Source organism: Stagnimonas sp. FW305-C-60 (assembly GCF_058782965.1).
In genome coordinates, this window is sequence record NZ_JBYSYF010000002.1 from 533,830 (window position 1) to 559,541 (window position 25,712).

General features: G+C 67.3%; 24 protein-coding genes. 5 read left to right on the forward strand and 19 right to left on the reverse strand.

The features are described 5' to 3' along the window. The first annotated feature begins 117 nt into the window (after nucleotides 1–117). From AC3WT6_RS09350 to AC3WT6_RS09360, 3 genes are read left to right on the forward strand one after another with little or no spacing between them, the layout of a single operon-like run. Nucleotides 118–1,344 (forward strand): hypothetical protein, encoded by a 1,227-nt coding sequence (locus AC3WT6_RS09350; protein WP_492653303.1) that lies wholly within the window; start codon nucleotides 118–120, stop codon nucleotides 1,342–1,344. Between the two features lie 8 nt (nucleotides 1,345–1,352). After that, nucleotides 1,353–1,784 (forward strand): type 2 periplasmic-binding domain-containing protein, encoded by a 432-nt coding sequence (locus AC3WT6_RS09355; protein WP_492653304.1) that lies wholly within the window; start codon nucleotides 1,353–1,355, stop codon nucleotides 1,782–1,784. A gap of 7 nt (nucleotides 1,785–1,791) precedes the next feature. Then, nucleotides 1,792–3,387 carry a diguanylate cyclase gene (locus tag AC3WT6_RS09360; RefSeq protein ID WP_492653305.1) on the forward strand — a complete coding sequence of 532 codons (1,596 nt, stop codon included), beginning with the start codon at nucleotides 1,792–1,794 and terminating at the stop codon, nucleotides 3,385–3,387. Here the strand turns inward: AC3WT6_RS09360 and AC3WT6_RS09365 are convergent, their stop codons facing one another. Together AC3WT6_RS09365 and AC3WT6_RS09370 are read right to left on the reverse strand one after the other, a co-directional pair. Beyond that, nucleotides 3,388–5,556, reverse strand: a complete 2,169-nt coding sequence (locus AC3WT6_RS09365; protein ID WP_492653306.1) for an HD domain-containing phosphohydrolase — start codon at nucleotides 5,554–5,556, stop codon at nucleotides 3,388–3,390. 218 nt (nucleotides 5,557–5,774) lie between these two features. Beyond that, nucleotides 5,775–7,421 carry an isovaleryl-CoA dehydrogenase gene (locus AC3WT6_RS09370; RefSeq protein WP_492653307.1) on the reverse strand — a complete coding sequence of 549 codons (1,647 nt, stop codon included), beginning with the start codon at nucleotides 7,419–7,421 and terminating at the stop codon, nucleotides 5,775–5,777. A gap of 91 nt (nucleotides 7,422–7,512) precedes the next feature. On the opposite strand from AC3WT6_RS09370, the gene mfd reads away from it, so the two are divergent. Together mfd and AC3WT6_RS09380 are read left to right on the forward strand one after the other, a co-directional pair. Further along, on the forward strand, nucleotides 7,513–10,902 hold the full coding sequence (gene mfd, locus AC3WT6_RS09375) for a transcription-repair coupling factor (protein ID WP_492653308.1): 3,390 nt from the start codon (nucleotides 7,513–7,515) through the stop codon (nucleotides 10,900–10,902). Continuing rightward, nucleotides 10,899–11,474 (forward strand): CsiV family protein, encoded by a 576-nt coding sequence (locus AC3WT6_RS09380; RefSeq protein WP_492653309.1) that lies wholly within the window; start codon nucleotides 10,899–10,901, stop codon nucleotides 11,472–11,474. The genes mfd and AC3WT6_RS09380 overlap by 4 nt, the downstream gene beginning before the upstream one ends. Before the next feature lie 25 nt (nucleotides 11,475–11,499). Here AC3WT6_RS09380 and AC3WT6_RS09385 read toward each other — a convergent pair whose 3' ends face one another. The 17 genes from AC3WT6_RS09385 to lepA all read right to left on the reverse strand — a co-directional run bounded on the left by AC3WT6_RS09385 (nucleotide 11,500) and on the right by lepA (nucleotide 25,662). After that, nucleotides 11,500–12,741: an SPOR domain-containing protein gene (locus AC3WT6_RS09385; RefSeq protein ID WP_492653310.1), complete on the reverse strand. Its 1,242-nt coding sequence runs from the start codon at nucleotides 12,739–12,741 to the stop codon at nucleotides 11,500–11,502. Between the two features lie 144 nt (nucleotides 12,742–12,885). Then, nucleotides 12,886–13,635, reverse strand: a complete 750-nt coding sequence (locus AC3WT6_RS09390) for an S-methyl-5'-thioinosine phosphorylase (protein WP_492653311.1) — start codon at nucleotides 13,633–13,635, stop codon at nucleotides 12,886–12,888. A gap of 11 nt (nucleotides 13,636–13,646) precedes the next feature. Continuing rightward, nucleotides 13,647–14,195 carry a hypoxanthine-guanine phosphoribosyltransferase gene (locus tag AC3WT6_RS09395; RefSeq protein WP_492653312.1) on the reverse strand — a complete coding sequence of 183 codons (549 nt, stop codon included), beginning with the start codon at nucleotides 14,193–14,195 and terminating at the stop codon, nucleotides 13,647–13,649. Next, entirely contained in the window at nucleotides 14,192–15,169 is a 978-nt protein-coding gene (nagZ, locus tag AC3WT6_RS09400) for a beta-N-acetylhexosaminidase (protein ID WP_492653313.1), read from the reverse strand. The genes AC3WT6_RS09395 and nagZ overlap by 4 nt, the downstream gene beginning before the upstream one ends. Further along, nucleotides 15,162–15,653, reverse strand: a complete 492-nt coding sequence (locus AC3WT6_RS09405; protein ID WP_492653314.1) for a L,D-transpeptidase family protein — start codon at nucleotides 15,651–15,653, stop codon at nucleotides 15,162–15,164. Before AC3WT6_RS09405 ends, nagZ begins: the two co-directional genes overlap by 8 nt. 4 nt (nucleotides 15,654–15,657) lie before the next feature. Further along, nucleotides 15,658–16,128 (reverse strand): CYTH domain-containing protein, encoded by a 471-nt coding sequence (locus AC3WT6_RS09410; protein WP_492653315.1) that lies wholly within the window; start codon nucleotides 16,126–16,128, stop codon nucleotides 15,658–15,660. A gap of 99 nt (nucleotides 16,129–16,227) precedes the next feature. Continuing rightward, the gene (gene rlmD / locus AC3WT6_RS09415; protein WP_492653316.1) at nucleotides 16,228–17,559 is read right to left on the reverse strand and encodes a 23S rRNA (uracil(1939)-C(5))-methyltransferase RlmD; all 1,332 of its coding nucleotides are present in this window, start codon (nucleotides 17,557–17,559) and stop codon (nucleotides 16,228–16,230) included. After that, nucleotides 17,547–18,251: a hypothetical protein gene (locus AC3WT6_RS09420; protein WP_492653317.1), complete on the reverse strand. Its 705-nt coding sequence runs from the start codon at nucleotides 18,249–18,251 to the stop codon at nucleotides 17,547–17,549. Before AC3WT6_RS09420 ends, rlmD begins: the two co-directional genes overlap by 13 nt. 8 nt (nucleotides 18,252–18,259) lie before the next feature. Then, the gene (gene cysM, locus AC3WT6_RS09425) at nucleotides 18,260–19,150 is read right to left on the reverse strand and encodes a cysteine synthase CysM (RefSeq protein WP_492653318.1); all 891 of its coding nucleotides are present in this window, start codon (nucleotides 19,148–19,150) and stop codon (nucleotides 18,260–18,262) included. A 9-nt stretch (nucleotides 19,151–19,159) separates the two neighbouring features. Beyond that, nucleotides 19,160–19,543, reverse strand: a complete 384-nt coding sequence (gene acpS / locus AC3WT6_RS09430) for a holo-ACP synthase (protein WP_492653319.1) — start codon at nucleotides 19,541–19,543, stop codon at nucleotides 19,160–19,162. Then, nucleotides 19,540–20,274 carry a pyridoxine 5'-phosphate synthase gene (pdxJ, locus tag AC3WT6_RS09435; RefSeq protein WP_492653320.1) on the reverse strand — a complete coding sequence of 245 codons (735 nt, stop codon included), beginning with the start codon at nucleotides 20,272–20,274 and terminating at the stop codon, nucleotides 19,540–19,542. Before pdxJ ends, acpS begins: the two co-directional genes overlap by 4 nt. A 31-nt stretch (nucleotides 20,275–20,305) precedes the next feature. Beyond that, nucleotides 20,306–21,055, reverse strand: a complete 750-nt coding sequence (gene recO, locus AC3WT6_RS09440; RefSeq protein WP_492653321.1) for a DNA repair protein RecO — start codon at nucleotides 21,053–21,055, stop codon at nucleotides 20,306–20,308. 12 nt (nucleotides 21,056–21,067) lie between these two features. Then, on the reverse strand, nucleotides 21,068–21,958 hold the full coding sequence (gene era, locus AC3WT6_RS09445; protein WP_492653322.1) for a GTPase Era: 891 nt from the start codon (nucleotides 21,956–21,958) through the stop codon (nucleotides 21,068–21,070). Next, a complete protein-coding gene (rnc, locus tag AC3WT6_RS09450; protein WP_492653323.1) occupies nucleotides 21,951–22,640 on the reverse strand; it encodes a ribonuclease III in 690 nt (229 codons plus the stop codon). Before rnc ends, era begins: the two co-directional genes overlap by 8 nt. Beyond that, a complete protein-coding gene (locus AC3WT6_RS09455) occupies nucleotides 22,637–23,008 on the reverse strand; it encodes a DUF4845 domain-containing protein (protein WP_492653324.1) in 372 nt (123 codons plus the stop codon). Before AC3WT6_RS09455 ends, rnc begins: the two co-directional genes overlap by 4 nt. Nucleotides 23,009–23,056: 48 nt before the next feature. After that, complete coding sequence (gene lepB / locus AC3WT6_RS09460) at nucleotides 23,057–23,851, reverse strand: signal peptidase I (protein WP_492653325.1); 795 nt, start codon at nucleotides 23,849–23,851, stop codon at nucleotides 23,057–23,059. A gap of 8 nt (nucleotides 23,852–23,859) precedes the next feature. Next, nucleotides 23,860–25,662, reverse strand: coding sequence for a translation elongation factor 4 (lepA, locus tag AC3WT6_RS09465; RefSeq protein WP_492653326.1), 1,803 nt, complete (start codon nucleotides 25,660–25,662; stop codon nucleotides 23,860–23,862). Nucleotides 25,663–25,712: the final 50 nt, after the last annotated feature.

Below are 25,712 nucleotides of genomic sequence, written 5' to 3' on the forward strand. Positions count from 1 at the left end.
TCAATGCCTGGGCCGGCGCGCTCCCTATAGCCTTAAAAAGCTGCTCTTGGATATTGCCGCCGGCAGCCTGCCGGCAGAGAGGCGCCGGCAGTGCGCTAACGGTCGAGGACGAAACCAGTGACCAACAGGAGAATCCAGGCGATATCGGTAATCTGCGCCGCCCTGGCCTTGGCCAAACCCTGTGCGGCGGAAGAAAGCTCGCCCTGGCGCCTGACCCCCGGAGTGTTCGGCACACTGGGCGCGGTCTATCAGCCCAAGGACGAGGTGGAGTTCCGGCGCGATATTTCGCAGACGCACGGCGCCGAGGGTGGCAAGCTGAGCTTCGATACCGACTCGCTGCTGGGCTTGCAGCTCAACGCCGGCTATGGCGAGCAGTTCGAGTTTGTCGGGCAGATCGTCAGCAAGCTTGATGAGGAAAATGGCTGGCGCCCCGGACTGAGCCGCGCCTTTCTGCGTTATGTGCCCGACCCGGCGCTGAAGATACGCATAGGCCGCATTCCGCAGCAGATTTATCTGCGCCTGGACTCACGCGATGTCGGCTATTCCTATCGGACCATACGACCGCCGGTCGATACCTATGGCTTCGCCTCCAATGACACGCTCGACGGCGCCGATCTGGTGTGGACCACGGCCTGGAAAGACGCGTTGTGGAACCTGACGCTGTCCGCCGGGCGCACCAAATTCGTGGTGGCCGATTTGTCGGATGCGTCCGAGCTCCTGGCTGGCGGCATCGTCCTGGATATGTACTACCGCGACTGGCAGTTCCGTCTCGGCCACTCGCTGATCACCACCCAGAGCGGCGGGGTCGTCAATCCGGTCGTCGAACCACTGCGCAATACCGGTGAGCCGCAGGCGATGCAGCTCGCCGACCTGCTCGCCTCGCCCGGCGATCACTACGAGCAGGTATTGATTGCCGCCGCCTATGATCGAGGCCCCCTGCAGTTCGAGACCCTGGTACAGCGGATCACCAACAACAAAACACTGGGCGTCGCCTTCGACAGCGGTTACGCCAGCCTCGCCTACCAGTTTGGCAAGTTCACGCCCTATGTCTCGTTCGCCATGATCGACAGCCACCACGACCTGTTGGCGACCGGCCTCAGCGACCCGGCCTATGCCGACCTCAATCAGGCGGTACGCAGCGCGCAGATTCTGGGCGGCAATGTCAGCGACCAGCACACCAGCTCGCTGGGCCTGCGCTACGACTTTGCCCAGCACTTCGACCTCAAGTTGCAGCTCGATCAGGTCTGGGTCGACAACAGCCAGCTGATCATCGACCGGCGAGCCAGGCCGACCTCGGGCTTCGACCTGACCGTGCTCGGTCTCGCTCTGGACTTCGCGTTCTAGACCCCGCCATGACCAAGGCACTCGCCCTCTTCGCCACTCTGCTGCTGTCAGCCCCCCTGGTGGCTCTGGCCGACAAGCTGGTGGTGATCGTCAATCCGGCCAGCGGCGTCGAGCGTCTGAGCACCGACGAAGCCGTCAACATCTTCATGGGCCGCTTTCGCAAGCTGCCTTCCGGCCTCAGCGCCATGCCCATCGACATCGGCAAGGACAGCGCCGAGCGCCGCGAGTTTTATCAGCGCCTGGTGCACAAAGACCTGCCGGCCATCGACTCCTACTGGGCGCGGCTGGTGTATTCCGGCGCCACCTCGCCGCCGCTGCGCGCGCCCAATGCGGCGACCGCGGTCGACATCGTCGCCGACAATGTCGCCGCCATTGCCTATGTCTACGCCACGCGGGCCGACGCGCGGGTGAAAGTGGTGCTCGAACTCGATGATCACTAAACCGCTCATGCATTTCGCCAGGGTGCTGGTGCCGGACAGCATCGTCGGCCGCGCGGCGATGCTGATCCTCGGCATCGCCCTGCTGCTGTCGGCGATCTTCGCTGGCGCGGCCTCGCAGCTCTTGCAGCGCAACGAAGCCGCACGACTGAACACCGAATTGCAGGACCTGCTCTCCACCGTCGAGAGCACCGTCAGCGTCGCCTGCTTCGTGAAGGACCGCCAGCTCGCCGAGGAGATCGCCCGCGGCCTCCTGCGCAGCAGCATGGTCGCCAGCGTCCGCATCGCCGCTGGCGAGGAGTCGCTCTACGACGCGCCGATGACGCTCGCCGCCGGCGATGTCGTGGTCATCTCGCGCGACGTGGTCTCGCCGTTCAAGGCCGAGGAGAAAATCGGCCGCATCACCCTCCTGGCCTCGCAGGCGGTGATTCAGGCCAAGGCCTGGAACTACGCGCGCGCCATGCTGCTGATGCTGGCGCTGCAGGGCCTGCTGGTCGCCAGCGGTGTCGCCTGGGTGGTGTCCAACCTCATCACCAAACCGATCAAGAGCATCTCCGACGAGCTGCACCGTCTGGAGTTGCGCACCGGCATGCAGCTGCGGGTGCCGCCGATCAATCGCCAGGACGAGATCGGCCGGCTGGTATCCGACGTCAATTCCATGATCGGCAAGCTCACCGATCTGGTCGATACCGAGCGCAGTCTGCGCCTGGAGCGCGAGCGCAGCGAGCGCAAGCTCAGCCTGATATTCGAGCGGGCCGACACCGGCATCTTCGTAGCCGACAAGCAGGGCTATCTGCTGTCCTGGAACCCGGCCTTCGCCCGCATGCTGCCCGCGGTCGGCGGTGTAAAGCCCCGGCTGCAGAACCTGCTGGATCCGCACCAGCAACGCGCCGAGGCGCTGATGCAAAACGCCGCCGGCAACCACAGTGGCGCCGAAGACGAGTTTGAACTGCAGAACGAGCGCGGCGAACCACTCTGGCTGCAGGCTTCGATCGACCTGATCGACGACGACCAGCTGGAGGGCGTGATCAATGACATCAGCACCCACAAGCGCGCCGAGGCGGCGGCTCAGCAGCTCGCCTCGCACGATCCGCTGACCGGGCTGCTGAACCGGCGCGGCCTGCAGGCTCAGCTCGCCGCTCGCCATATCCATCCGCTCAGCGCCTCGACGGTGACCACCGCGCTGCTGATGATGGACCTCGACTACTTCAAGAAGGTCAACGACAGCTACGGCCATGCGGTCGGCGATCAGGTGCTGCTGCATGTCTCGCGCCTGTTGCAGCAGGCGGTGCGGCGCACCGACCTGGTCGCGCGCCCAGGCGGCGACGAGTTTGTCATCGCCCTGATCGGCATCGATTCCGTCGCCACCGCCGAGTCGATCGCCACCGACATCATCGACGCCGTCCGGCAGCCGATACCGATCGCCGCCGAGATCACCGCCAGCGTCGGCGCCAGCATCGGCCTGGCCATCGTCAGCGCCGGCGATGCCTCGCTGGAAGCGGTGCTGGAGCGGGCCGATCAGGCGCTGTACGCGGTCAAACAGAGCGGCCGAGGACGTGTCCAGCTGGCTCCGCCACCAGCCACGGATACACCGCCGGCGGCCTGATCAGCTGGAGTAGCTGAAACGCTTTTCAGCGAACAGCTTCAGGCAGGCATCGACCACTGCCGGGTCGTAGAGGCTGCCCCGGTGTTCGGCGAGCTCGCGCAGTGCCGCGTCCGGCGCGCAGGCGGGGCGGTAGGGACGGTGCGAGGACATCGCCTCCACCACATCGGCCACCGCCAGCACCCTGGCCTCGACGAGGATCTCCTCGCCCCGGAGTCCCTGCGGATAGCCTGAACCGTCCAGACGTTCATGGTGTTGCAGAATCATCTGCGCCAAGGGCCAGGGAAAGTTGACGTCCTTGATGATGTCGTAGCCCACCTGCGGATGGGTCTTGATCAGCTCGAACTCGGCGGCGGTGAGTCGGCCCGGCCGGTTCAAGATCTCAGCCGGCACATAGATCTTGCCGATGTCATGGATGGTGGCGCCCAGACGCAGCCCGACCAGACGCTCGGCGTCCAGCCCCAGCTCGTGGCCGATGGCCACGCTGAGTTCCGCCACCCGCTGCTGATGGCCGGCGGTATAGGGGTCGCGCTTCTCGACGGTCATGGCGATGGCGGCGATGGCCTCGCTGAGTGCGGCCTTGAGATGCTCGCTGCTCCTGAGGTTGGCCTCCGTCAGCCGCGCGTGCTCGGCACGCGTGCGCAGCGTCAGCACGCCAAAGGCGGTGTCTTCCGCCAACTCCTGCAGCAGAGCGATTTCCTCAGCGTCGAAGGCGTCGGTATCGGCGGCATAGATGTTGAGCGTGGCGAACACCGCGCCGTCCGCAGCCTTCATCGGCAGCGCCAGGCTGGAGGCATAGCCGGCCTTCAGTGCCCGCTCGCGCCAGGGCACGAACTCCGGATCGTGCTGGATGTCGCGGATCACCTGTGGCATGCCGCTGCGGACCGCGCGCCCGGTCGGCCCCTGGCCGCGCTCGGCGTCGGCCCAGGTGATGTCGAGCGAATCCAGATAGCCAGACGCGTCGCCGGCGCTGGCCACCGGCCGCACCTTCTGGTCCGGTTCGTGCTCCACCAACCCGACCCAGGCCATGACATAGCCGGCCTGCTCGACGATCACCCGACACATGTCGCCGAACAGTCCCACCTCGCTCTGCGCCTTGACCAGCACGTCGTCGCCGGCCGACAGCGCCTTGAGCGCGCGATTGCTCTTGACCAGGGCATTCATGCTTTGCAGGCGCGCCTGGTGGACGAACGCCAGGGCGAACTTGTCGGCCAGCTGGCAGGCAAAGCTGATCTCGTCCGGCTCCCAGTGATGCGGCCTCTCGACGTGCTCTAGGCACAACAGGCCGACGTGCTTGCCGGAAATCTGCACCACGGCATCGAGCAGCGCGGTGATGTGCAGGGGCTGCAGATAGCTTTCGGCGTAGCCGGCGGTGCGCGGATCGCGGATGGCAACGTCGGCGTCCACATAGCGGCTGCGCTTGACCGCCTCGAACTCGGTCGAGAACTCCCTCTGGCTCAGCACCTCGCCGTCGGAATGGCGGGCCGGCGTGGCCTCGTAGAGATCAATGCAGCGCAGCTCGGTTTCGTCTTCGTTGAACAGCCAGATATTGGCCCGCTCGACGCCGAAGGCAGTCGCCGCCAGCTCGGTCAGCTCGCGCGCATAGCCGACGACATCGCCGGCCAGCATGCTCGCCGACGAAGTGGCCTTATCAATCGCCACCATCTGCCGCTGGCGCCGCTCGTAGGCCACCGCGCGCTCCTGCTCGCTGCGCTTGTAGGCGGTAATGTCTTCGAGGATGTGGATGGAATGCAGGTATTCGCCCTGCTCGTCGCGTATGGCATAGGCGCGCGAGGCATAGACCGCACCCGATTCCAGGGCGACCTCCTCGCCGGCCTCGCTGCCCTCCACCTCGGTCTGCTCCAGATGCCCGACGCAGCCGGGCAAGGGGCCATCGCGCTTGGGGAACACCTGCCAGTACGGCTTGCCGATGACCTCGCGAATCTCCATGCCCGCCGCCCGGGCATAGGCCAGATTGGCGCGCACGATGCGCAGCTCGCGGTCGTGCAGGAAGATCGGGTCACTCACCGCGTCGAATGCCTGGTTCCACTCCCGGCGCGCGCGCTCGATCTGTCCCTGGGTCGCCTGCATGCCTGCCAGCGCGGCGCGCAGCCCGGCGAGTTCCGCGCGCAGCGCGGCGATGGTTTCGTCGGGATCGCCTTCAGTGCTCACGCCGGACTCGCGGCCACCGGCGCGTCTGCCCGCGGCATGGCGGGGCCGATGGGCTCCGCCCGGAACTGCCTATGCCCAGCGCGTAGTCGGGGTGGCTCATGCAAACACCTCGCCTTCCAAGCCTGCAAGGCTGGCCCTTGCTGAGCTGCCCGGCATTGACCCTGGTCAAGCCACCTGCTCGCTGGCGAGCCAGGCCGAGGGCGCCGACGGCACCTAGCTCAGACCTGAGGCAGTGCGCGACTCAGCAGCTGCTCGAAGGCCACCGTCGGCGGCAAGGTGCCATAGGCCAGGCCCTGCTGGCCGCCCAGCCGGGTCAGGCAGAAGGCCTCCGCTACCGCCGCGTCGCCACCGCGCAACAGGACCGAAGCCTGCAAGGCCAGCGCCATGCGCTCCACCACATGGCGGGCACGCAGCTCCAGCGTCGCGGCATCGTCGAAGGCATGGGCCAGCCAGTTGAGCTCGCGGTCGTAGTCAGGATGCGCGCCGCGCAGGGCGGCCAGCTCGGTGAGATAGGCTTCGCGGGTTTCCGGCTCGCGCGACAGGGCGCGCAACACGTCCAGGCACTGGATGTTGCCGCTGCCTTCCCAGATCGAGTTCAGCGGCGCCTGCCGGTACAGGCGCGGCAGATTGGTCTCCTCGACATAGCCGGCGCCACCCAGGCATTCCTGCGCCTCGTTGACGAAGGCCGGGGCGCGCTTGCACACCCAGTACTTGCCCAGCGCGGTGGCCAGCCGCGCCATCGCCGCCTCGTGGGGATCGCGCTCGCTGGCGTCCACCGCGCGGGCGACGCGGAAGGTCAGCGCGGTGGCCGCCTCCGACTCCAGCGCCAGGTCGGCGAGCACATTGCGCATCAGCGGCTGCTCGATCAGCCGTTTGCCGAAGGCCTTGCGGTAGCTGGCATGGTGCAGGGCCTGCACCAGCGCCTGCCGCATCAGCGAGGAAGAGCCGATCATGCAGTCCAGGCGGGTCAGCGCGACCATTTCCAGGATGGTGGCGATGCCACGGCCTTCCGGCCCCACACGCTGGGCCCAGGCGCCCTGGAACTCGACCTCCGAGGAGGCATTGCTCCAGTCGCCCAGCTTGTCCTTGAGGCGCTGCACGCGGATGGCGTTGCGCACGCCGTCCGGTTTCATCTTCGGCGCCAGGAAGCAGGTGATGCCGGTATCGGTGTAGGCCAGCACCAGCCAGGCGTCGCACATCGGTGCGGAGAAGAACCACTTGTGACCGACGATCTCGTAGGTTCCATCGGCCTGCGCATACGCCTTGGTGGTATTGCTGCGCACATCCGAACCGCCCTGCTTCTCGGTCATGCCCATGCCGATGGTCAGCGTGCTCTTGGCCAGCGCCGGCTTCACCACCGGGTCGTAGTCGGCGCCGGCGACGCGCGGCACGTAGTCCTTGGCCAGCGCCGGCTCGTGCTGAAGCGCGGCGACACAGGCATAGGTCATGGTCAACGGGCAGCTCGTGCCCTGATCGGCCTGGTTGTGCAGATAGGCGAAGCCGGCGCGGGCGACATGCGCGCCCGGCTTGCCGGCGTGGCGCCAGGCGTAGCCCGCCACGCCATGCTTCAAGCCCAGGGCCATGATGCGGTGGTAGGCCGGGTGGAACTCGGCCTCGTCCAGCCGGTTGCCGTAGCGGTCGAACAGCTTGAGCTTGGGCTTGTTCTCGTTGGCCGTGTAACCCAGCTCCATCAGCTCGCCACCGGCGATGGCGCCATAGCCCTCCAGATCGGCCGCGCCCCAGCCGCCGCCTTCGCGGGCGATGGCCTCACGCAGGGCGAGATCGCTGGTGTAGAGGTTTAGGTTCCGCAGCGGCGGCACCTGATTGTCGACACTGTGGGTGAGAAAGCGCTCGGCCTGGCTCATGACTTCACCATGTGAGGATTTGGATCGCGCGATTCTGGCATGTGTGTGTATACGGGCGGATAATCCACGCCCTTTTTACCCACCGCCGCTCATGGCCCTGCCGACGCTGCCCACCCTGCCCGCCGCCGCCACCGCGGTCCGCAGCCTGCCGCCCGGTGCCCAGGCCCTGGCCGTGGCCAGCCGGGTGCAGCAGTACCAGGGTCTGGTGGTGGCGGTGGCCGGCGACGAGCAGCAGGCCTACCGACTGGAAGCCGAGCTGCGCTTCTTCCTGGGCAAGGACTGGCCGGTGGTGCATCTGCAGGACACCGAGACCCTGCCCTTCGACCCCTATTCGCCGCATCAGGAGATCCTTTCCGAGCGCCTGGCCGCGCTGCACCGGCTGCCGGATACCCCGCGCGGCGCGCTGATCGTCACCGCCGACGCACTGTTGCAGCGCCTACCGCCGGTGGCCTGGCTGCAGGGGCGCAGTTTCTTTTTGAAGACCGGCCAGAAACTCAACCCGCACACGCTGCGCGAGCGCCTGGTCTCGGCCGGCTACCAGAGTGTCAGCCAGGTGCAGAGCCAGGGCGAGTTCGCGCTGCGCGGCTCGCTGCTGGACCTCTTCCCCATGGGTTCGGCCAGCGCCTACCGGCTGGACTGGTTCGACGACGAGATCGAGGCCATCCGCAGCTTCGACCCGGAAACCCAGCGCTCGCAGGACAAGGTGCCGGAAGTGCGCCTGCTGCCGGCACGCGAGTTCCCCACCGACAAGGACGGCATCGAGACCTTCCGCCGCAACTACCGCGAATACTTCCCCGGCGATCTCAGCCGCTCGCGGGTGTACGCCGAGGTGAGCAAGAACCTGATGCCGGGCGGCATCGAAGCCTATCTGCCGCTGTTCTTCCCCCAGCGCGAGACCGCGGTGCTGGCCGACTACCTGCCGGCCAACGCGCTGTGGCTGGTGCTCGACGATCTCGACGCGCGGCTGGAGGCCGACTGGAAGCAGATCGTCGAACGCCGCGAGCGCTACGACGGCAATCTGGAACGGCCGCTGATGGCCGCTGGCGACGTCTTTCTCAACCCCACGCAGGCCCGCGAGCAGTTGCAGTACTACCCGCTGGAGCGGGTCGGCATCGCGCCCGGCGGCAGCTATCCGGTGGAGGCCCTGCCGGCCGGGCCGGAGGCGGTTAAAGCCCTGCTGGCCAACCCCGACGAGCGTCTGCTGTTCGTCGCCGAGTCCGCCGGCCGCCGCGAGGCGGTGGTGCACTGGCTCAAGCCGCTGGGCGTGGCGCCGCGCCAGCACGAGAGCTTCGAGCAGTTCCTGAGCGACCGCAACAAGGTCGGCCTGGTGCTGGGGCCGATCCAGGAAGGCCTGCGCCTACCCGGCGCCTGCATCGTCGCCGAGGCGCAGATCTTCGGCCTCACCGCGCCGCAGGCCCAGCTCAAGCGCCGCCAGCGCGCCCGCGACCCGGAGACGATCCTGCGCGATCTCTCCAGCCTCACCATCGACAGCCCGGTGGTGCATGTCGAACACGGTGTCGGTCGCTACAAGGGCCTGCAGACCTTGGATGCCGGCGGTGTCGCCAACGAATACCTGGTGCTCGAATACTCCGGCGGCGACAAGCTCTACGTGCCGGTCGGCTCGCTGTCGCTGATCCACCGCTACACCGGCGCCGAGGAGCAGGCCGCGCCTCTGCACTCGCTGGGCAACGAGCGCTGGGAAAAGGCGCAGGCCAAGGCGCGCGAGAAAGCCCACGACGTCGCCGCCGAGCTGCTCAAGATCCAGGCCCGGCGCGCCGCCAAGCCCGGCCTCAAGCTCGACCTCAACGACGAGGACTACCAGGCCTTCATCGCCCAGTTCCCGTTCACCACCACGCCCGACCAGCAGAGCGCCATCGACGCGGTGCTCGCCGACCTGCAACTGGAAAAGCCGATGGACCGCGTGGTCTGCGGCGACGTCGGCTTCGGCAAGACCGAGGTGGCGCTGCGCGCAACCTTCGCGGTGGCGCGCGCCGGCCGCCAGGTCTGCGTGCTGGCGCCCACCACCCTGCTCGCCGAGCAGCACGCGAAGAATTTCTCCGACCGCTTCGCCGGCTGGCCGATCCGCGTCGCGGCACTCTCGCGACTGCGCACGACCAAGGAGCAGAACGCCGCGCTCAAGCAGCTCGAGGAGGGCTCGCTGGACGTAGTGATCGGCACCCACCGCCTGCTGCAGCCGGACATCAAGTTCAAGGACCTGGGCCTGGTGGTGGTCGATGAAGAGCACCGCTTCGGCGTGCGCCACAAGGAGCGCCTGAAGAACCTGCGCGCCGAGGTGGACATGCTCACCCTCACCGCCACGCCGATCCCGCGCACGCTCAACATGAGCCTGGCCGGCCTGCGCGATCTCTCGATCATCGCCACCCCGCCGCCGTCACGGCAGGCGATCAAGACCACGGTGGCGGAGTGGGACAACGGCCTGGTCTACGAGGCCTGCCTGCGCGAGTTGAAGCGCGGTGGCCAGATCTACTTCATGCACAACGAGGTGAAGGACATCGAGGTCTTCGCCGCCAAGATCCAGGAGCTGGTGCCCGAGGGCAAGGTGCGCTTTGCGCACGGCCAGATGCGCGAGCGCGAGCTGGAGCAGGTGATGCTCGACTTCTACCACAACCGCTTCAACATCCTGGTCTGCACCACCATCATCGAGTCTGGCATCGACGTGCCGAGCGCCAACACCATCCTCATCGACCGCGCCGATGCCCTGGGCCTGGCCCAGCTGCACCAGCTGCGCGGCCGCGTCGGCCGCAGCCACCACCGCGCCTACGCCTATCTGCTGGTGCCGTCGAAGCGCGCGCTGACGCCGGACGCCGAGAAGCGTCTGGAGGCGATCGAGACCCTGGGCGAGCTGGGCTCGGGCTTCGCGCTCGCCACCCACGACCTGGAAATCCGCGGCGCCGGCGAGCTGCTGGGCGACGAGCAGAGCGGCCAGATCGAGGAGGTCGGCTTCACGCTTTACTCCGAGCTGCTAGCGCGCGCGGTGCGGGCGATCCAGAAGGGCAAGCTCGACGACGAGCCCTTCGGCCACGCCGCCTGCGAGGTCGATCTTGGCGTCTCGGCGCTGATCCCCTCCGACTACGTACCCGACATCGCCACCCGCCTGGCGCTCTACAAGCGGGTCGCCGAGGCGACCAGCGAGGACGCGCTACGCGAGCTGCAGGTGGAATTCATCGATCGCTTCGGCCTGCTGCCGCCGGCCGCCGAGCGGCTGTTCGATCAGGCGCAGCTGCGCACGCTGGCCGAGCCGCTGGGCATCCGCAAACTGCGCGCGCATGCCAAGGGTGCGGTGCTGGAATTCGGTCCGCAGCCGAAGGTGGACACCATGAAGCTGATCGGACTGATCCAGAAACAACCCAAGGTCTATCGTCTGGAAGGCCAGAAGAAGCTGCACATCAGCGCCGAGCTGGCCGCCATCGACCTCAGGGTCGATAGCCTCGCCAAGCTCTTGGCTACACTCAGCGGATGAACCACTCGCTCCGCAAAACCGCGCTGACGCTGGCGTTGCTGTTGGCGCCATTGGCCGCCCAGGCCGACCGCTACCGGGTCGAAGCCCTGGTCTTTCTCAACCCGGCGTCGGCCGAGGCGGGGCACACGCCGCAGGCGCCGGGACTCGCACAGGCCTATGCGCTCGACGATGCCCATGGCCTGGCCAGCGCCGGCATCAGCCTGCAAACCGACAACGCCAACGTGCTGAGCGCGGAATGGGCCAATCTGCGCGCCGCCAAACGCTACCAGCCGCTGCTGCGCCTGGCCTGGACTCAGGACAGCCCGCCGGCCGCCAATGGCCCGGCGCTAAGGCTGTACGCGCCGGCCGGCGACGGCGTCAGCGGCCTCGACGGCTGGCTGCGGCTGTCGGCAGGCCGCTATCCGCATATCGAGGCCGACCTGGAGTATGTGCAGGGCCGCGACGGCCAACCGCAGGGTTACCGGCTGCGCGAACAGCGCAAGACGCCGAATGCGAACCTGCAATACCTGGATAGCGCCCGCCTGGGCCTGCTAGTGCGGGTGGTCAAGCTGGACGCGCCTAAGCAGCCCTGAGAGTCTCGGGCCGGCGCGGCGGCGATCAGGACGGCCGCAGCACCCAGATGCCGCGCACACCCAGCTTGTTCTGGATCTCGTTGGCGGCGGCCTTGGCGTCCTGCTGCGAGGCATAGCCCGGCACCTGCACCCGCCACCAGGACTTGCCGTTGACCGTCGCCGGCTGTACCACCACCGGGTAGCCGGCATCGCGCAGGCGCTGTACCTGCTGCTCGGCGGAAGCGGCATCGGCATAGGAGGCGATGTTCAGAGCCCATTCCTGCGCTGCCTTGGCCGGAACCACCGGCTTGCCAGCGGCGACCGGTGGCGCTGCCGGCTTCGCCACCGCCGCGACTGGCGGCGGAGTGGCAAGCGGTGCGCTCAGGCTCACTTTCGGCGCCGGACCGGGGCTGGGCAGCACCGGCGCCGACGCCACCGGCCCGGAGCGGGAAACCACGTTGGAGTTGCTCGGGACCGGTGCCGCGCCGAGGATGACATCGAGCACGGTGGCCTCGCGCGCCGGCACCGGCGCTTTTGCCGCCGGCAGCGCGGCACTGGGCGGCGGCAGTGAGCTGGGCACCGGGACGGCCGCCGGTACTGGCCGCGGCGCGACCGCGACTGTCGGCGCTTCCACGCTACCCAGGCGCGCCAGCTGCGCGGCATCGGCATGCAGGTCGTAGGCACGGCGTACCGCGATCCAATCATCGGGATCGCGCGGCAGGGTCTGCGGCGGCAGGCCGGGAATCAGCCGGACACAGGCCGGCGGCCGCACGGTCTCGACGCCATCGGCGCCCACCGCCTGTAGTGCCAGCTGGCCGGCAGCGGTACAGGCGAGTTGCTCGTTGCCTTCGTGCTGGAAGAAGAACTCGCCGCTGGTGAGGCTGATGCGATGGCCGCTCATGTAGATGAACAGCGGCCAGCTGGTGGAGATCTGCGGATGCTTCCACACCACCCGCAGATAGCCGCGCGAGAGGCTGAAGATGCTTTTCAGGTCCTTGGCGTAGGCGGCAAACGGCAGCCGCTCGACACCGGCCTCGGTGTTGGGGCCGATGTCGACAAAGCCATGGCGGGCGAAGCGCAGGGTCAGATGGCCACCGGCCTCGGTCTGGATCAGATCCTGCTCCTGCAAGGCGTCGCCGAGTTGCAGGGGCAGCTGCTTGCCGTCGCGCTGCACGCTCACCGTGCCGCTGACGGTATCGACCGTCAGCACGGCCTCGTCCGCAATCACCGCGGCGGACAGGGTCAGAGCGATCAGGGCAAACAGCAGACGCATGGGGGCAGCGGTCATGGAAACGCGGTAGTGGTACGGGCATCCGGGCCGGCTGGCAGCGCCGACCACGCAAGGGAAATTTACAGGAATATTCACGGGATAGCGCAAAACTCTCATCCCAACTGCGAAGTTGCTCGCAGACGCTGGCCGCGCGCCGCCGGCTCAGGCCAAGTCGGGCAGCGCGCGCTCCAGAATCGCCCGCACCCTGGCCATGCCGGCCTCGATGGAGGCATGGATCTCGTCGTGAATGCCGGCGCCGGCCGGCGACAGCCCCGCCGCCCAGTTCACCGATACCGCCAGGCAGGCGTAGTCCAGGCCCAGCTCGCGGGCCAGGGCGGCCTCCGGCATGCCGGTCATGCCGACCATGTCGCAGCCCTCGCGCTGCAAGGCGCGGATCTCCGCCGGAGTTTCCAGACGCGGCCCCTGGGTCACCGCCATCACGCCCTGCCCGCCGACGCTGACGCCGGCCGCAGCGGCGGCCGTCAGCAGCGCCTCGCGCAGTGTCGGCGTGTAGGGATGGGTGAACTCGACATGCGCCAGCACCGAGCCCGGGCTGCCATCGGAATAGCTGTGCTCGCGACCCCAGGTGTGGTCGATGAGATCGTCCGGCACCGCCACCTCGCCGGGCGCGAACCAGGGCGCGATCGCGCCCACCGCGGCGATGGCGATCACCCGCTGCACGCCGGCTTCGGCCAGGGCCTTGAGGTTGGCGCGGTAGTTGATGGCATGCGGCGGCAGCTTGTGGCCCTCGCCGTGGCGCGCCAGGAAGATCGCCTCGACGCCGTAGACGCGCCCGCGCAAGAGCGGCGCGCTGGGCTTGCCGTAAGCAGTATCGGCGTCGATGCGCGCCAGCACTTCCAGGCCCGGCCAGGTGTTCATGCCGGTGCCGCCGATGACCGCGATCTTGCTCATGCCCTGCCCCGCTAGAGATTGGCTGCGTAGATGGCAGGCAACTGCCGCCAGTATTCCTTCACGTCCATGCCGCAACCGAACACATAGCGGTCCGGCAGCGACAGTCCGATGTACTCGGCATAAGCGTCGGCGGCGCGCCGCTCGTGCAGCTTCTCCGATAGCACCGCCACCTTCAGCGAGGCGGGGTTGAACTCCAGCAGCGCCTTGCGGATCGCCACCAGGGTGTGGCCCTCGTCCAAGATGTCGTCGATCACCAGCAGATGGCGACCGCCCATGGCGGTATCCGGCTGGCGTTTCCACAGCAGACCTCCGCCCTGGGTGGCGCCGCGATAGCGGGTGGCGTGCAGGTAGTCCAGCTCGAAAGGGATGCCCAGACGGCGGGTGATCTCGGCGGTGGCGTAGAGCCCGCCGTTCATCACGCACAGCACCAGCGGCAGCCGGCCCTCGTAGTCGGCGGCGATGCGCAGCGCCAGGCTGTCGTAGGCGGCATCGACCTCGGCGGCGCTGACCAGCAGCTCCGCCTCGCGCAGGATGCGCTGGGCCTCCTCGGCGCGGCTCATTTCGACACCACCGGGCGGCGGTACAGACGCTTCAGGCGCGCGCTCGACAAGCGGTTGGGCTTGTGGCCGCGCAGGGCTTCCAGCACCCGCAGGGCGCCGTTGCGATCATTGCAGACCGGGATCATGTCGCAGCCGGCTTCCAGCGCCAGCTTGGCACGCTCTTCCAGCGTGCCAGCGACGGCGGCGCCGCCCATCGACAGGTCGTCGCAGAAGATCGCGCCGTTGTACTTCCACTGCCGGCGGACGATGCCGCGGATCCACTTCTCCGACAGCGAGGCCGGCGTGGGATCGACGGCGGTGTAGCGCACGTGGGCCATCATGATCGACTCCAGGCCTTCGTCCATCAGCGCCTTGAACGGCTGCATGTCGGCTTCCAGCGCCGACAGCTGGCGGCGGTCCACCGGCAGCTCGACGTGGGAGTCGGCGGTGACCGCGCCATGCCCGGGGAAATGCTTGCCGGTGGCCGAAAGGCCGGCGGCGTTGAGACCCTGCCAGAACGAGCGCGCCAGCTCGGTGAGGGTGGCGGTATCGCTGGCGAAGGCGCGGTCGCCGATGATCTGGCTGACCTCGCAGTCGCGGTCCAGCACCGGCGCGAACGGCAGGTCGAAACCGAAGGCACCCAGCTCCTGGCCGATCAGCTCGCCGCAGCGGCGCGCCTCCTCGTGGGCCTTGGCCGGCGACTCCTCGTAGAGCTTGCCCAGGGTGCGCATCGCCGGGATGCGCGAGAAGCCGACGCGGAAGCGCTGCACCCGCCCGCCCTCGTGGTCCACCGCCAGCAGCGGCCGCGGCTTCTTGATCGCCAGGATGTCGTCGCAGAGCCGCTTGAGCTGCTCCGGATCGCGGTAGTTGCGGGTGAACAGCAGCACGCCGCCGACCAGCGGATGGGCGATGACCTCGCGGTCTTCGGCGGTGAGTTCCTGACCGGCGACGTCAAGCATCACCGGGCCGATCAGATTGCTGCTGGTATTACTCATGCAGTTCCACTTCCGTCCCTACCGGGATCAGGTCAAAGAGTTCGATCACGTCGGCATCGCGCATGCGGACGCAACCCTGTGAGGCCGGCCGCCCCAGCGTATCGACGTGAGGCGTGCCATGGATGTAGATGTAGCGTCGCATGCTGTCGACACAAGCCAGGCGGTTGCGGCCAGGCTCCAGGCCGGACAGCCAGAGGATGCGGCTGGTGATCCAGTCCCGCCCTGGAAAACGCGCGGCGGCCTCCGGCGTACACAGCGGCGTCTCGGCGGCCACCCGGCGGGCACGGAACACGGTGCCGGCCGGCGCGCCGGCGCCGATCTTGGCGCGGATGCGGTGCCGCCCGCGCGGCGTGCAGCCGGACCCCTCGATCTCGCCCGGGCCATTGGCCGCGGTCGACACCGGATAGTGACGGCTGGCGCGCTCACCGTCCCAGACGGTCAGGCGCTGCGCGGTGAGATCCACGGTCAGGCGGAGTATCCCCAAAACCTTATTCCCAATTCTTGTAGGGGGTCACGGACAGCGCGTGATTGTAATAGCGGCGGTCGTCGCTGACCTCCCTGCCAAGCCATTCAGGTCGCTCGAAGGCCTCGTCCTCGCTGGCAAGCTCGATCTCCGCCACCACCAGGGGCGCGTTGTCGCCCTCGAAGACGTCGATCTCCCAGAGATGGCCGCCGTGGTTCACGTAGTGGCGGGTCTTGAGGATGATGCCGGTACAGAGGGTGTTGATCATCTCCTCCGCTTCGGCGGCGGGAATCTCGTACTCGTACTCGGCGCGGCTGATGCCAACCTTGGCGGCCTTGATGTTGAGCTTGCCGACCGTGCCCTCCACCCGCACCCGCACGCTAGCCGCCGCACCCAGCGGCGCCAGATAGCCGTGGCGCATCGGCACCGAGGCATGCGCGGCGGCGCGCCAGTGGTCGTTGGCGACCAGGAATTTACGTTCGATTTCGATGGCCATGGCAGGTGAGGTCGCTACGCTGTGAGGGCGCCGCGCGGCGCGCGGCTGTGAGGGCGCGCCTGCGGCGCTGAGAGGGAAAAACGGCGGCTGTGGAGTTCCTTAGCGGCCGCGCTCGAACAGCGCCATGCTTTCGACATGCGCGGTGTGCGGGAACATGTCCATCGCCCCGACCTTGACCAGCCGGTATCCGCCCTCGACCAGAAGGCCAGCGTCGCGCGCCAGGGTGGCCGGATGGCAGGACACATAGACGATGCGACGGGGCTTCTTGGCGATCAGCACCGGCATCATCTCCAAGGCACCGGCGCGCGGAGGGTCGAGCAGCACCGCGTCGTAACGCTCGCTCAGGTAGGGCGCCTTGGGATCGGGCTTGAACAGGTCCGCGACCTGCCAGCGCACCTCGGGGAAGCCATTGGCGGCGCAGTTGGCGGCACCGCGCGCGACCAGACCCTTGTCGCCTTCCACCGCCATCACCTTGGCGCCGGTCTTGGCCAGCGGCAGGGTGAAATTGCCCAAGCCGGCGAACAGCTCCAGCACCGATTCGCCGGGCTGCGCCGCCAGCCAGTCCAGCGATTGCCGCACCATCGCCTGCGAGAGCGCGCCATTGACCTGGATGAAGTCGGCGGGCTCGAAGGCGAGTCGTGAGTCGCTGCCGTCCGGCGAGTAGCTGAGCGGCCAGCGCTCGCCCGAGAGCGGCACGATGCTGTCCAGCCCTCCCGGTTGCAGAAGAATTTCAAAGCCGTGCTCTTCGCCAAACGCGGCAAGGATGGCGCGGTCCTCGACGCCGGGGTTCTGCAGCACCCGGAACACCAAGCAGACATGATCGCCGGCGGCCATCTCGATCTGCGGAATCGCCTGGCGGATCGCCAGCCGGTCGATCATCCGCGCGAGCTCCTTGAGCTTGAGGCCCACCCGCGGGTCGAGCACCACGCAGGATTCCAGCGTGGCGAGAAAGGAGCAGCCGCGTTCGCGAAAGCCGACCAGGGTGCCGCTCTTGCTGAGAACGAACTTCACGCCCAGGCGCGCGCGGCGGCGATAGCCCTGCGAAGCGCCCACCAGCGGCGGCAGCAATTCTTCAGGCTCGACCTTGCCGATGCGGCGCAGGGCATTGAGCAGTTCGTCCTGCTTCCAGAGAATCTGTTTCTCCGGCGCCAGATGTTGCAGGGCGCAGCCGCCGCAGACACCGAAGTGGGCGCAGGGCGGAGTCACCCGGTCCGGACTGGCGACTTTCACCGCCGTCACCTGCCCCTCGTCGTGATCGCGCGAACAGGCGGTGTAGCGGAACTCCACGGTCTCGCCCGGCAGCGCATCGGCGATGAATGTGACCTTGCCGGCCACGCGGGCGACGCCACGGCCCTCGTGATCGAGACCGCTGACTTCGGCGGTATGGACGCCTTGCGGCAATACCCGGCGACGCACCATCAGGTAGTCCACCCGCGAAGGAAGTCCTGGAAGTAGGAGCGACCTCCCTGCCGCAACCAGCCACGCAGGCGCTGACGCTCCGCCTCGGCAGCATCCGCGCTGAGGGCACCTGTGGCCAGATCTAGGGTGATGCTGAGTATCCAGGTGATGAGCGCATCGGCACCGCTACCGGCACGCAGACGGACGCGATCACCAGCCGCGTAGGCCTGCTCCGCCTCGCGGGCGCGCAGGCCCAGCTGGTGTGGCAATCCATGCACCGCCGCCAACTCCGCCAAGGCCGAGCAAGACGGCGAGAGGCCGTAATGCGCCGCCAAGCTGCGGGGACCGCGTTCGTTCAACAGCTCGGGCAACGCCAGCCCATGTGCCAGGGCACGCGCCAAGATCTGGCTGCGATAACTTCCCGAGGAATCCCAGGCCCAGACCGCACCGGGTTCTCGCGCGAGTTCGGCCCTAAGCTCCAGCAGCAGGCTGCGTTCACCGGCAGAGTCGTCGAACTCGGACAATTCGATACCAGCGTCATTGACCCGCAGCAAACTGGCAGCGGCAATCCTGCGCAGCTGAGCTGGAACCATGGGCTGCTGACCATGGGCAGCACGCAGCGTGGTCAGCGCCAGCACCGCCTCGGCGTCGGAGAACGGCTCCAGCGCCAGTAGGCGCTTGGCCGCCGCCGGATCCGGCACGGTCTTCAGGTCGAGGATGAGCATATCGGGCTCTAGGCCGGAAAGACGCCGGTGGAGATGTAGCGGTCGCCGCGATCGCAGACGATGCTGACGATCACCGCGTTCTCGACTTCCTTGCAGAGTTGCAGGGCGCTCCACAGCGCACCGCCGGAGGAAGGCCCGCAGAACAGGCCTTCCAGCCGCGCCGCCTCGCGCATGGTGTGCTCGGCGTTGGCAGAGCTCACCTCGATGATGCGGTCCACCCGCGAGCGGTCGAAGATCTTCGGCAGATAGGCCTCCGGCCATTTGCGGATGCCGGGGATGCTGCTCTCGCCGTCCGGCTGTACGCCGATGATCTGCACCTTGGGGTTCTGCTCCTTGAGATAGCGCGAGCTGCCCATGATGGTGCCGGTGGTACCCATGCTCGATACGAAGTGGGTAATGCTGCCCTCGGTATCGCGCCAGATTTCCGGGCCGGTGGTTTCGTAATGGGCGCGCGGATTGTCCGGGTTGGCGAACTGGTTGAGCACCCGCCCCTGCCCTTTGCGCTCCATCGCGTCGGCGAGATCGCGGGCGCCTTCCATGCCCTGCTCCTTGCTGACCAGGATCAGCTCGGCGCCGAAGGCCTTCATCACCGCGCGGCGTTCCACCGACAGGTGCTCGGGCATGATCAGCAGCATGCGGTAGCCGAGTGCTGCCGCCGCCATCGCCAGCGCGATGCCGGTGTTGCCGCTGGTGGCCTCGATCAGGGTATCGCCGGGCTTGATTTCGCCGCGCTCCTGGGCGCCACGGATCATCAGGTAGGCGGGCCGGTCCTTGACCGAACCGGCGGGATTGTTGCCTTCCAGCTTGGCCAGCAGGATGTTGCTGCCGATGCCAGGCAGCCGGCTGAGCCGGACCAGGGGAGCGTTGCCGATGGTCTCGGCGAGGGTGAGCGCGTGCATGCCGCTATTTTACGGTGCGCGCTCCAGCACCACGAACGCCAGCACCCGGCCATCCTCGTCGCTGAGCGAAACCTGACCATTGACGATGCCCAGCGCCGCCAGCCGCGTCTGCATCGCCGCGCTGTAGACCAGACTCGGCCGACCATTGGCGGCCTGCACGAAACCGGCGTCGTGATGCGTGATGCCCTCGCGGAAGCCGGTGCCCAGCGCCTTGACGAACGCCTCCTTCACCGCGAAGCGCTTGGCCAGGAAGTTGCCCGGCTTGCGGCCCGCATCGAACTGCGCGCGCTCCTCGGGCATCAGGATCTTGTCGAGAAAGTGCTCGCCATAGCGCAGCCACAGCCGCTCGACCCGGCCGATCAGAAGCAGATCGGTGCCCACCCCGTAGATCATGCCAGCCTTACCTCGAGCATCTTGCGGCGCATCTCCGCCACCGCCGCCGGCAGGCCGACGAACACTGCCCGGGCGACGATCGCGTGACCGATGTTCAGCTCGACGATCTCCGGAATGCCGGCAATCGGGCCGACGTTCTCCACCGTCAGACCGTGCCCGGCGTGGATCTCGAAGCGCTCGGCGGCGACTTCGGCGAAGGCGCGGATCTGCGCCAGCTCGCCGGCCATCGCGGCATCGCCACGCGCCTCGGCGTAGCGGCCGGTGTGGATCTCCAGATGCGGTGCACCGGTGCGCGCCGCCGCCTCCAGCTGGCGCGCCTCGGGGTCGATGAACAAGGAAACCTCGATGCCGGCATCGGCCAGCTTCTGGCAGGCCTCGCGCACCGCCGCGAAATGCCCAGCGACGTCGAGACCGCCCTCGGTGGTTTTCTCCTCGCGCTTTTCCGGCACCAGGCAGACATAGCGCGGCTTGGCCTTGATGGCGAAGGCGACCATTTCCGCGGTCACCGCCATCTCCAGATTGACCGGTGCCGGGCAGCGCGGGATCAGGCGGGTGACGTCGTGGTCGAGGATGTGGCGACGGTCTTCGCGCAGGTGCACGGTGATCGAATCGGCTCCGGCCGCCACCGCGATCAGCGCCGCCTCCACCGGGTCGGGGTAGCTGGTGCCGCGCGCCTGGCGCAGGGTGGCGACATGATCGACGTTGACGCCGAGACGGATGGGAGCCTTCATCGCAGGAGCCGGGCGGAAATTTGCGCGGATTCTACGGCTTTGGGCCACTGTCCAGCGTGCCGTCGACCGACCGCCTGCTCTTGCCGCCGGCCTCCAGCTCGCGGAGCTGCCGCAGCAATTTCGCGGTTTCCAGCGGCCGCCCGCCAAGCTGGCGACGCAGGGCGCCACGCAGCAGGCGGCGGGCATCCTGGCGCAGGCCGGCGTCGAGCAGGCGGTCCTCGCGCAGGGCGATCAGGCTCGCGCCGTGGAACACCTCCTCGCCGTCCTCGTCCGCCGGCAGCGGACCGCGCTCCCAGTCGTAGCGGTAGCGCTGCTGCGGTTCGAGGTCTTGCGGCAGCCGCAGCCCGTAGCCGAGTTCTTCCAGCAGCCGGCACTCGAAGGCGCGTAGCGCCGGCTCGGTGTCCTCGGCCAGGCGATCCAGCAGGCCGACATAGGCGGCGAACAGGATCGGATGCGGGTCTTCGCGCGCGCAGAGCCGCATCAGCAGCTCGTTGGCATACCAGGCGCAGAACAGCGGCTCGCCGGAGAGCGCCGCCGGCTGGCCCTGGGCCTCGATGCCGGTGACCGTACCCAGCTCGCCGCGCGCCGACCAGGACAGCAGCAGTGGCCGCAGAGGTTGCAGATGCGCGCGGGTTTTTGAGCGCGGGCCACGGGCGCCCTTGGCGATCAACCCGACCCGGCCATGTTCCGGCGTGAACGCCTCGATCAGCAGGCTGGTGTCGCCGTAACTGCGGGTGTGCAGCAGATAGGCCGGTTGCAGCTCGATGCGCCGGCTATGCATGAGCCCGAGGCGCTAGGACTCGCCGCCCGTGTAGCCGAACTTGGTAAGCGCCTTGGGATCGTCGCTCCAGTTCTCCTTGACCCGGCACCAGAGCTTGAGAAACACCTTGCGGCCGCGCGCGCGCTCGATGTCACGGCGGGCATTGGAGCCGATCAGCTTGAGGGTCTCGCCGTCCTTGCCGATGACAATGGCCTTCTGGCCGTCGCGCTCGACCCAGATCACCGCGGAAATCTTGTCGAGCTGGCCCTCGCGCTCGTACTTCTCGATCTCCACCGTGGTCGCGTAGGGCAGCTCCTGGTGCAGGTTGCGGATGAGTTTCTCGCGGATGATCTCGGCGGCGTCGAAGGCAGCGTCGTGACCGACCACCATGTCTTCCGGATACATCGGCTCGCCCTCGGGCAGGCGCGCGAACAGTTCTTCGGCCAGGCCGCTGAGGCCGTCCTTCTTGAGCGCCGACAGCGGCACCACGAAGGCCCAGTCGCGCAACTTGGAGAGCTTCTCCAGCTCCGGCAGCAGGCGCTCCTTTTCTTCCAGGCGGTCGATCTTGTTGATGACCAGGCCGACCGGAGTCTCCAGGCCTTCCAGCCGCTCCAGCACGCCGGCGTCCTCGTCGGTCCAGCGGCCGGACTCGACCACGAACAGAATCAGGTCGACATCGTGGATGGCGCCGGCGGCGGCCTGGTTCATCACCTTGTTGAGCGCGCGCTCGGCCTTGCGGTGCAAGCCCGGGGTATCGACGAACACCACCTGGCCGCGCTCGTCGTGCAACACGCCCTGGATGCGGTGGCGGGTGGTCTGCGGCTTGTGGCTGACGATGCTCACCTTGCGCCCGACCAGGGCGTTCAACAGCGAGGACTTGCCTACGTTGGGGCGCCCCAGAATAGTCACCATTCCACTACGCATGCGCGTTTTCCTTTAATTTTTCGATCATCAGGCGGGCGGCGTCCTGCTCGGCCTGCTTGCGGCTGGTGCCGCCAGCCTGGGTTTCCTTGCCGCTGTCCGGCAGCCGGCAGCGTACCTGGAACACCCGCCGGTGCGGCGGACCGTGCTCGGAGAGCACCGCATACTCCGGCAGCGGCCGCGATGCCGACTGCAAGGCCTCCTGCAGCCGGGTTTTTGAATCTTTCAGGGAGTCGGGTTCCGGCGGCTGGCTCAGCAAGGGATCGAACTGGCGCAGAATCACTGCCCGCGCCAGCTCGAAACCGCCGTCCAGGTACACCGCCCCGAACACCGCCTCGACCGCGTCGGCGAGGATGGATTCGCGCCGGTAGCCACCGCTCTTCAACTCGCCGCTGCCCATGCGCAGTTGGTCACCCAACTGCAACTGCTTGCCGAGATTGGCCAGGGTGTCCTCGCAGACCAGGCTGGAGCGCCAACGCGAGAGATCGCCTTCAGCGGCCTTGGGCCAGACCGCGTAGGTGGCCTCGCCGATCACGAAATTGAGCAGGGCATCGCCGAGAAACTCCAGCCGCTCGTAATGGGCACCGCCGGCGCTGCGATGGGTAAGCGCCCGCTCCAGCAGGGAGGCATCGTTGAACTGGTAGCCGAGACACCGCTGCAGCGCGGCCGCCAGATTCTGACTCACTCGGCGCCGTCGATCGGTTCGCGACCGGCGAAGCTCAGCACCAGATCGGCGTTGTAGAACAGATGCACGCGCGCCTCGTAGGCATAGGCCAGATCTACGCGGCTGCGCTCGCTGCGCTCGATCTTCACCTGCCGGTAGTCGAGAAAGCTGATGTCCTCGATGTCCCAGTGGCGCTCCAGCCCCTTCTGGATCGTAAAGGGATCAACATGACCTTCGCTGGCCACGCTCTTTACCGCCTTGGCCACCTTGAGCTGGTTGGCGTAGAGCGGAAACGTCTTGATGCCGATGGTCGCAACCAGGGCAAGCGAGCCGAACACGAAAATCATCTTGAACAGACCCATGCCCCGCTGGCGGCTGCGCATCTGCATGTCGGAACTCCGTTTCGGTGGACTTATGGCGCGAAGGATGCCGCGATCTTAGCGGATGCCGCCGCCGATGCGGGACAGCGCCGGACGGCTGGCCTCGGCATCCCAACTCATCCAGATCAGGAAGGCGCGGCCCTTGAGGTAGACCTCAGGCACCGTGCCCCAGTAGCGGGAATCACTGGAGCCGTCGCGGTTGTCGCCCATCATGAAGTACTGGCCTTCCGGCACCGTGAACTCGAAGTCCTGTGGCGGACGGTCGGGATTCTGCAGAATCTCGTGGACCACGCCCTGGTAGTCCTCGCGGTAGCGCAGCACCGGGCTGCCCTCGAACTCGCCCAGCAGCTCCTGACTCACCAGTTGCCCGTTCACCGTCAGCTGCTTGCCGACATAGCGCACGGTGTCGCCGGGCAGGCCGATGACCCGCTTGATGAAGTCCATCTTCGGGTCCACCGGGTAGCGGAACACCACCACGTCGCCACGCTTGGGCTCGCCCAGCGCCAGCAGCTTGCAGTCGCCCACCGGGCAGCGCAGGCCATAGGCAAAGCGGTTGACCAGGATGAAGTCGCCGACCCGCAAGGTCGGGATCATCGAGCCGGAAGGAATGCGGAAGGGCTCAACCACGAAGGAGCGCAGCAAAAAGACCGCGGCGATCACCGGAAAGAACTGGCGTCCGAAATCGACCAGCCAGCTGGCCTTGGCCGGCTCGCCGCCCGCCGCCACCGCGGCGGCCTTGCGCGCCGGCTCCAGGCGGAAGCGGTCAAGCACCCAGAGCACGCCGGTAACGATGGTCAGGACGAACAGGATCGACGCGAAGTCGGTGCCGATGTGGGTGAAAAAGCCGCTCATCTAGTGCCTCACTTCTTCTTGTCCATGCCCAGCACCGCCAGGAAGGCTTCCTGCGGGATCTCCACCGAACCGACCTGCTTCATGCGCTTCTTGCCCTCTTTCTGCTTCTCGAGGAGCTTCTTCTTGCGGCTGGCGTCGCCGCCGTAGCACTTGGCGGTGACGTCCTTGCGCAGCGCCTTGACCGTGGTGCGGGCGATGATCTTGGCGCCGATCGCGGCCTGGATGGCGACGTCGAACATCTGCCGGTGGATGACCTCCTGCATGCGCTCGCAGAGGTCGCGGCCGCGGTTGTAGGCGGCGTCGCGGTGGACGATGGTGGCCAGGGCATCGACCTTGTCGCCATTGACCAGCACGTCGAGCTTGACCACGTCGGCGGCCTGGAAGCGGTCGAACTCGTACTCGAAGCTGGCAAAGCCGCGACTGACGCTCTTCAGACGGTCGAAGAAGTCCAGCACCACTTCGGCGAGCGGCATCTCCACTTCCATCTGCACCTGGTTGCCGACGTAGCGCAGGTTCTTCTGCACGCCGCGCTTGTCCATGCACAGGGTCATCACCGCGCCGACGTATTCGTTGGGCATCAGCACGCGGGCGGTGATGATCGGCTCGCGGACCTCCTCCAGGCTGCCGGGCTCGGGCAGGTCGGAGGGGTTGTCGATGCGCACCACCTCGCCATCGGTCTTCACCACCTCGTAGATCACGCTCGGCGCGGTGGTGATGAGGTTGAGGTTGTACTCGCGCTCCAGGCGCTCCTGCACGATCTCCATGTGCAGCATGCCGAGAAAGCCGATGCGGAAGCCAAAACCCAGGGCTCCGGAGTTTTCCGGCTCGAACTGCAAGGCCGAATCGTTCAGGCGCAGCTTCTGCAGCGACTCGCGGAAGTCCTCGAAGTCGTCGGCATCGACCGGGAACATGCCGGCGAACACCCGCGGCTGCACCCGGGCGAAGCCGGGCAGCGCTTCCAGGCAGGGATTGCTGGCGAGGGTAATGGTGTCGCCCACCGGCGCGCCGAAGATGTCCTTGATGTTGGCGACGATCATGCCGACTTCGCCGCACTCCAGCTGGTCCTTGAACGTGCGCTTGGGCGTGTTGACCGCGATCGAGCTGATCTCGTAGTCCTTGCCGGTGGACATCACCCGGATCTTCTGGCCCTTCTTCACCGAGCCGTGCATGACCCGCACCAGCGAGACCACACCCAGATAGTTGTCAAACCAGCTGTCGGCGATCAGGGCCTGCAGCTTGCCTTCGGGATTGCCGCGCGGCGGCGGCAGGCGCTTGGTGACTTCTTCCAGCACGTCCAGCACATTGAGGCCGGTCTTGGCAGAGATGCGGATCGCATCCTCGGCCGGCACGCCGATGATCTCCTCGATCTCCTTGACCACCCGGTCCGGCTCGGCGTTCTGGAGGTCGATCTTGTTGAGCACCGTCATCACTTCGAGGTTGAGTTCGATGGCGGTGTAACAGTTGGCGACACTCTGCGCCTCCACACCCTGGGAGGCGTCCACCACCAGCAGCGCGCCCTCGCAGGCGGCCAGCGAGCGGCTGACTTCGTAGCTGAAGTCGACGTGCCCAGGGGTGTCGATCAGGTTGAACTGGTAGAGCTCGCCGTTGCGCGCCTTGTAGTGCAACTGCACCGCCTGCGCCTTGATGGTGATGCCGCGCTCGCGCTCGATGGGGTTGTTGTCGAGAATCTGCTCGGTCATCTCGCGCTGTTCCAGCCCACCGGTGAGCTGGATGAAGCGATCGGCCAGGGTCGACTTGCCGTGGTCGATGTGGGCGATGATGCAGAAATTGCGGATGTGGGACTGCTGCATGAGCTCAAGCCGACCGACGCGAGGTCGGAGCGGTCAAAAAATGGTCGCGG

What these genes read in the sequence shown, in the direction of transcription:
- AC3WT6_RS09355 (WP_492653304.1), top strand. Translation starts at nt 1,353, where the DNA reads ATGACCAAGGCACTCGCCCTCTTCGCCACTCTGCTGCTGTCAGCCCCC.
- AC3WT6_RS09360 (WP_492653305.1), top strand. Translation starts at nt 1,792, where the DNA reads ATGCATTTCGCCAGGGTGCTGGTGCCGGACAGCATCGTCGGCCGCGCG.
- AC3WT6_RS09370 (WP_492653307.1), bottom strand. Translation starts at nt 7,421, where the DNA reads ATGAGCCAGGCCGAGCGCTTTCTCACCCACAGTGTCGACAATCAGGTG.
- mfd (WP_492653308.1), top strand. Translation starts at nt 7,513, where the DNA reads ATGGCCCTGCCGACGCTGCCCACCCTGCCCGCCGCCGCCACCGCGGTC.
- AC3WT6_RS09380 (WP_492653309.1), top strand. Translation starts at nt 10,899, where the DNA reads ATGAACCACTCGCTCCGCAAAACCGCGCTGACGCTGGCGTTGCTGTTG.
- AC3WT6_RS09385 (WP_492653310.1), bottom strand. Translation starts at nt 12,741, where the DNA reads ATGACCGCTGCCCCCATGCGTCTGCTGTTTGCCCTGATCGCTCTGACC.
- AC3WT6_RS09390 (WP_492653311.1), bottom strand. Translation starts at nt 13,635, where the DNA reads ATGAGCAAGATCGCGGTCATCGGCGGCACCGGCATGAACACCTGGCCG.
- AC3WT6_RS09395 (WP_492653312.1), bottom strand. Translation starts at nt 14,195, where the DNA reads ATGAGCCGCGCCGAGGAGGCCCAGCGCATCCTGCGCGAGGCGGAGCTG.
- nagZ (WP_492653313.1), bottom strand. Translation starts at nt 15,169, where the DNA reads ATGAGTAATACCAGCAGCAATCTGATCGGCCCGGTGATGCTTGACGTC.
- AC3WT6_RS09410 (WP_492653315.1), bottom strand. Translation starts at nt 16,128, where the DNA reads ATGGCCATCGAAATCGAACGTAAATTCCTGGTCGCCAACGACCACTGG.
- AC3WT6_RS09420 (WP_492653317.1), bottom strand. Translation starts at nt 18,251, where the DNA reads ATGCTCATCCTCGACCTGAAGACCGTGCCGGATCCGGCGGCGGCCAAG.
- cysM (WP_492653318.1), bottom strand. Translation starts at nt 19,150, where the DNA reads ATGCACGCGCTCACCCTCGCCGAGACCATCGGCAACGCTCCCCTGGTC.
- acpS (WP_492653319.1), bottom strand. Translation starts at nt 19,543, where the DNA reads ATGATCTACGGGGTGGGCACCGATCTGCTTCTGATCGGCCGGGTCGAG.
- pdxJ (WP_492653320.1), bottom strand. Translation starts at nt 20,274, where the DNA reads ATGAAGGCTCCCATCCGTCTCGGCGTCAACGTCGATCATGTCGCCACC.
- recO (WP_492653321.1), bottom strand. Translation starts at nt 21,055, where the DNA reads ATGCATAGCCGGCGCATCGAGCTGCAACCGGCCTATCTGCTGCACACC.
- era (WP_492653322.1), bottom strand. Translation starts at nt 21,958, where the DNA reads ATGCGTAGTGGAATGGTGACTATTCTGGGGCGCCCCAACGTAGGCAAG.
- AC3WT6_RS09455 (WP_492653324.1), bottom strand. Translation starts at nt 23,008, where the DNA reads ATGCAGATGCGCAGCCGCCAGCGGGGCATGGGTCTGTTCAAGATGATT.
- lepB (WP_492653325.1), bottom strand. Translation starts at nt 23,851, where the DNA reads ATGAGCGGCTTTTTCACCCACATCGGCACCGACTTCGCGTCGATCCTG.
- lepA (WP_492653326.1), bottom strand. Translation starts at nt 25,662, where the DNA reads ATGCAGCAGTCCCACATCCGCAATTTCTGCATCATCGCCCACATCGAC.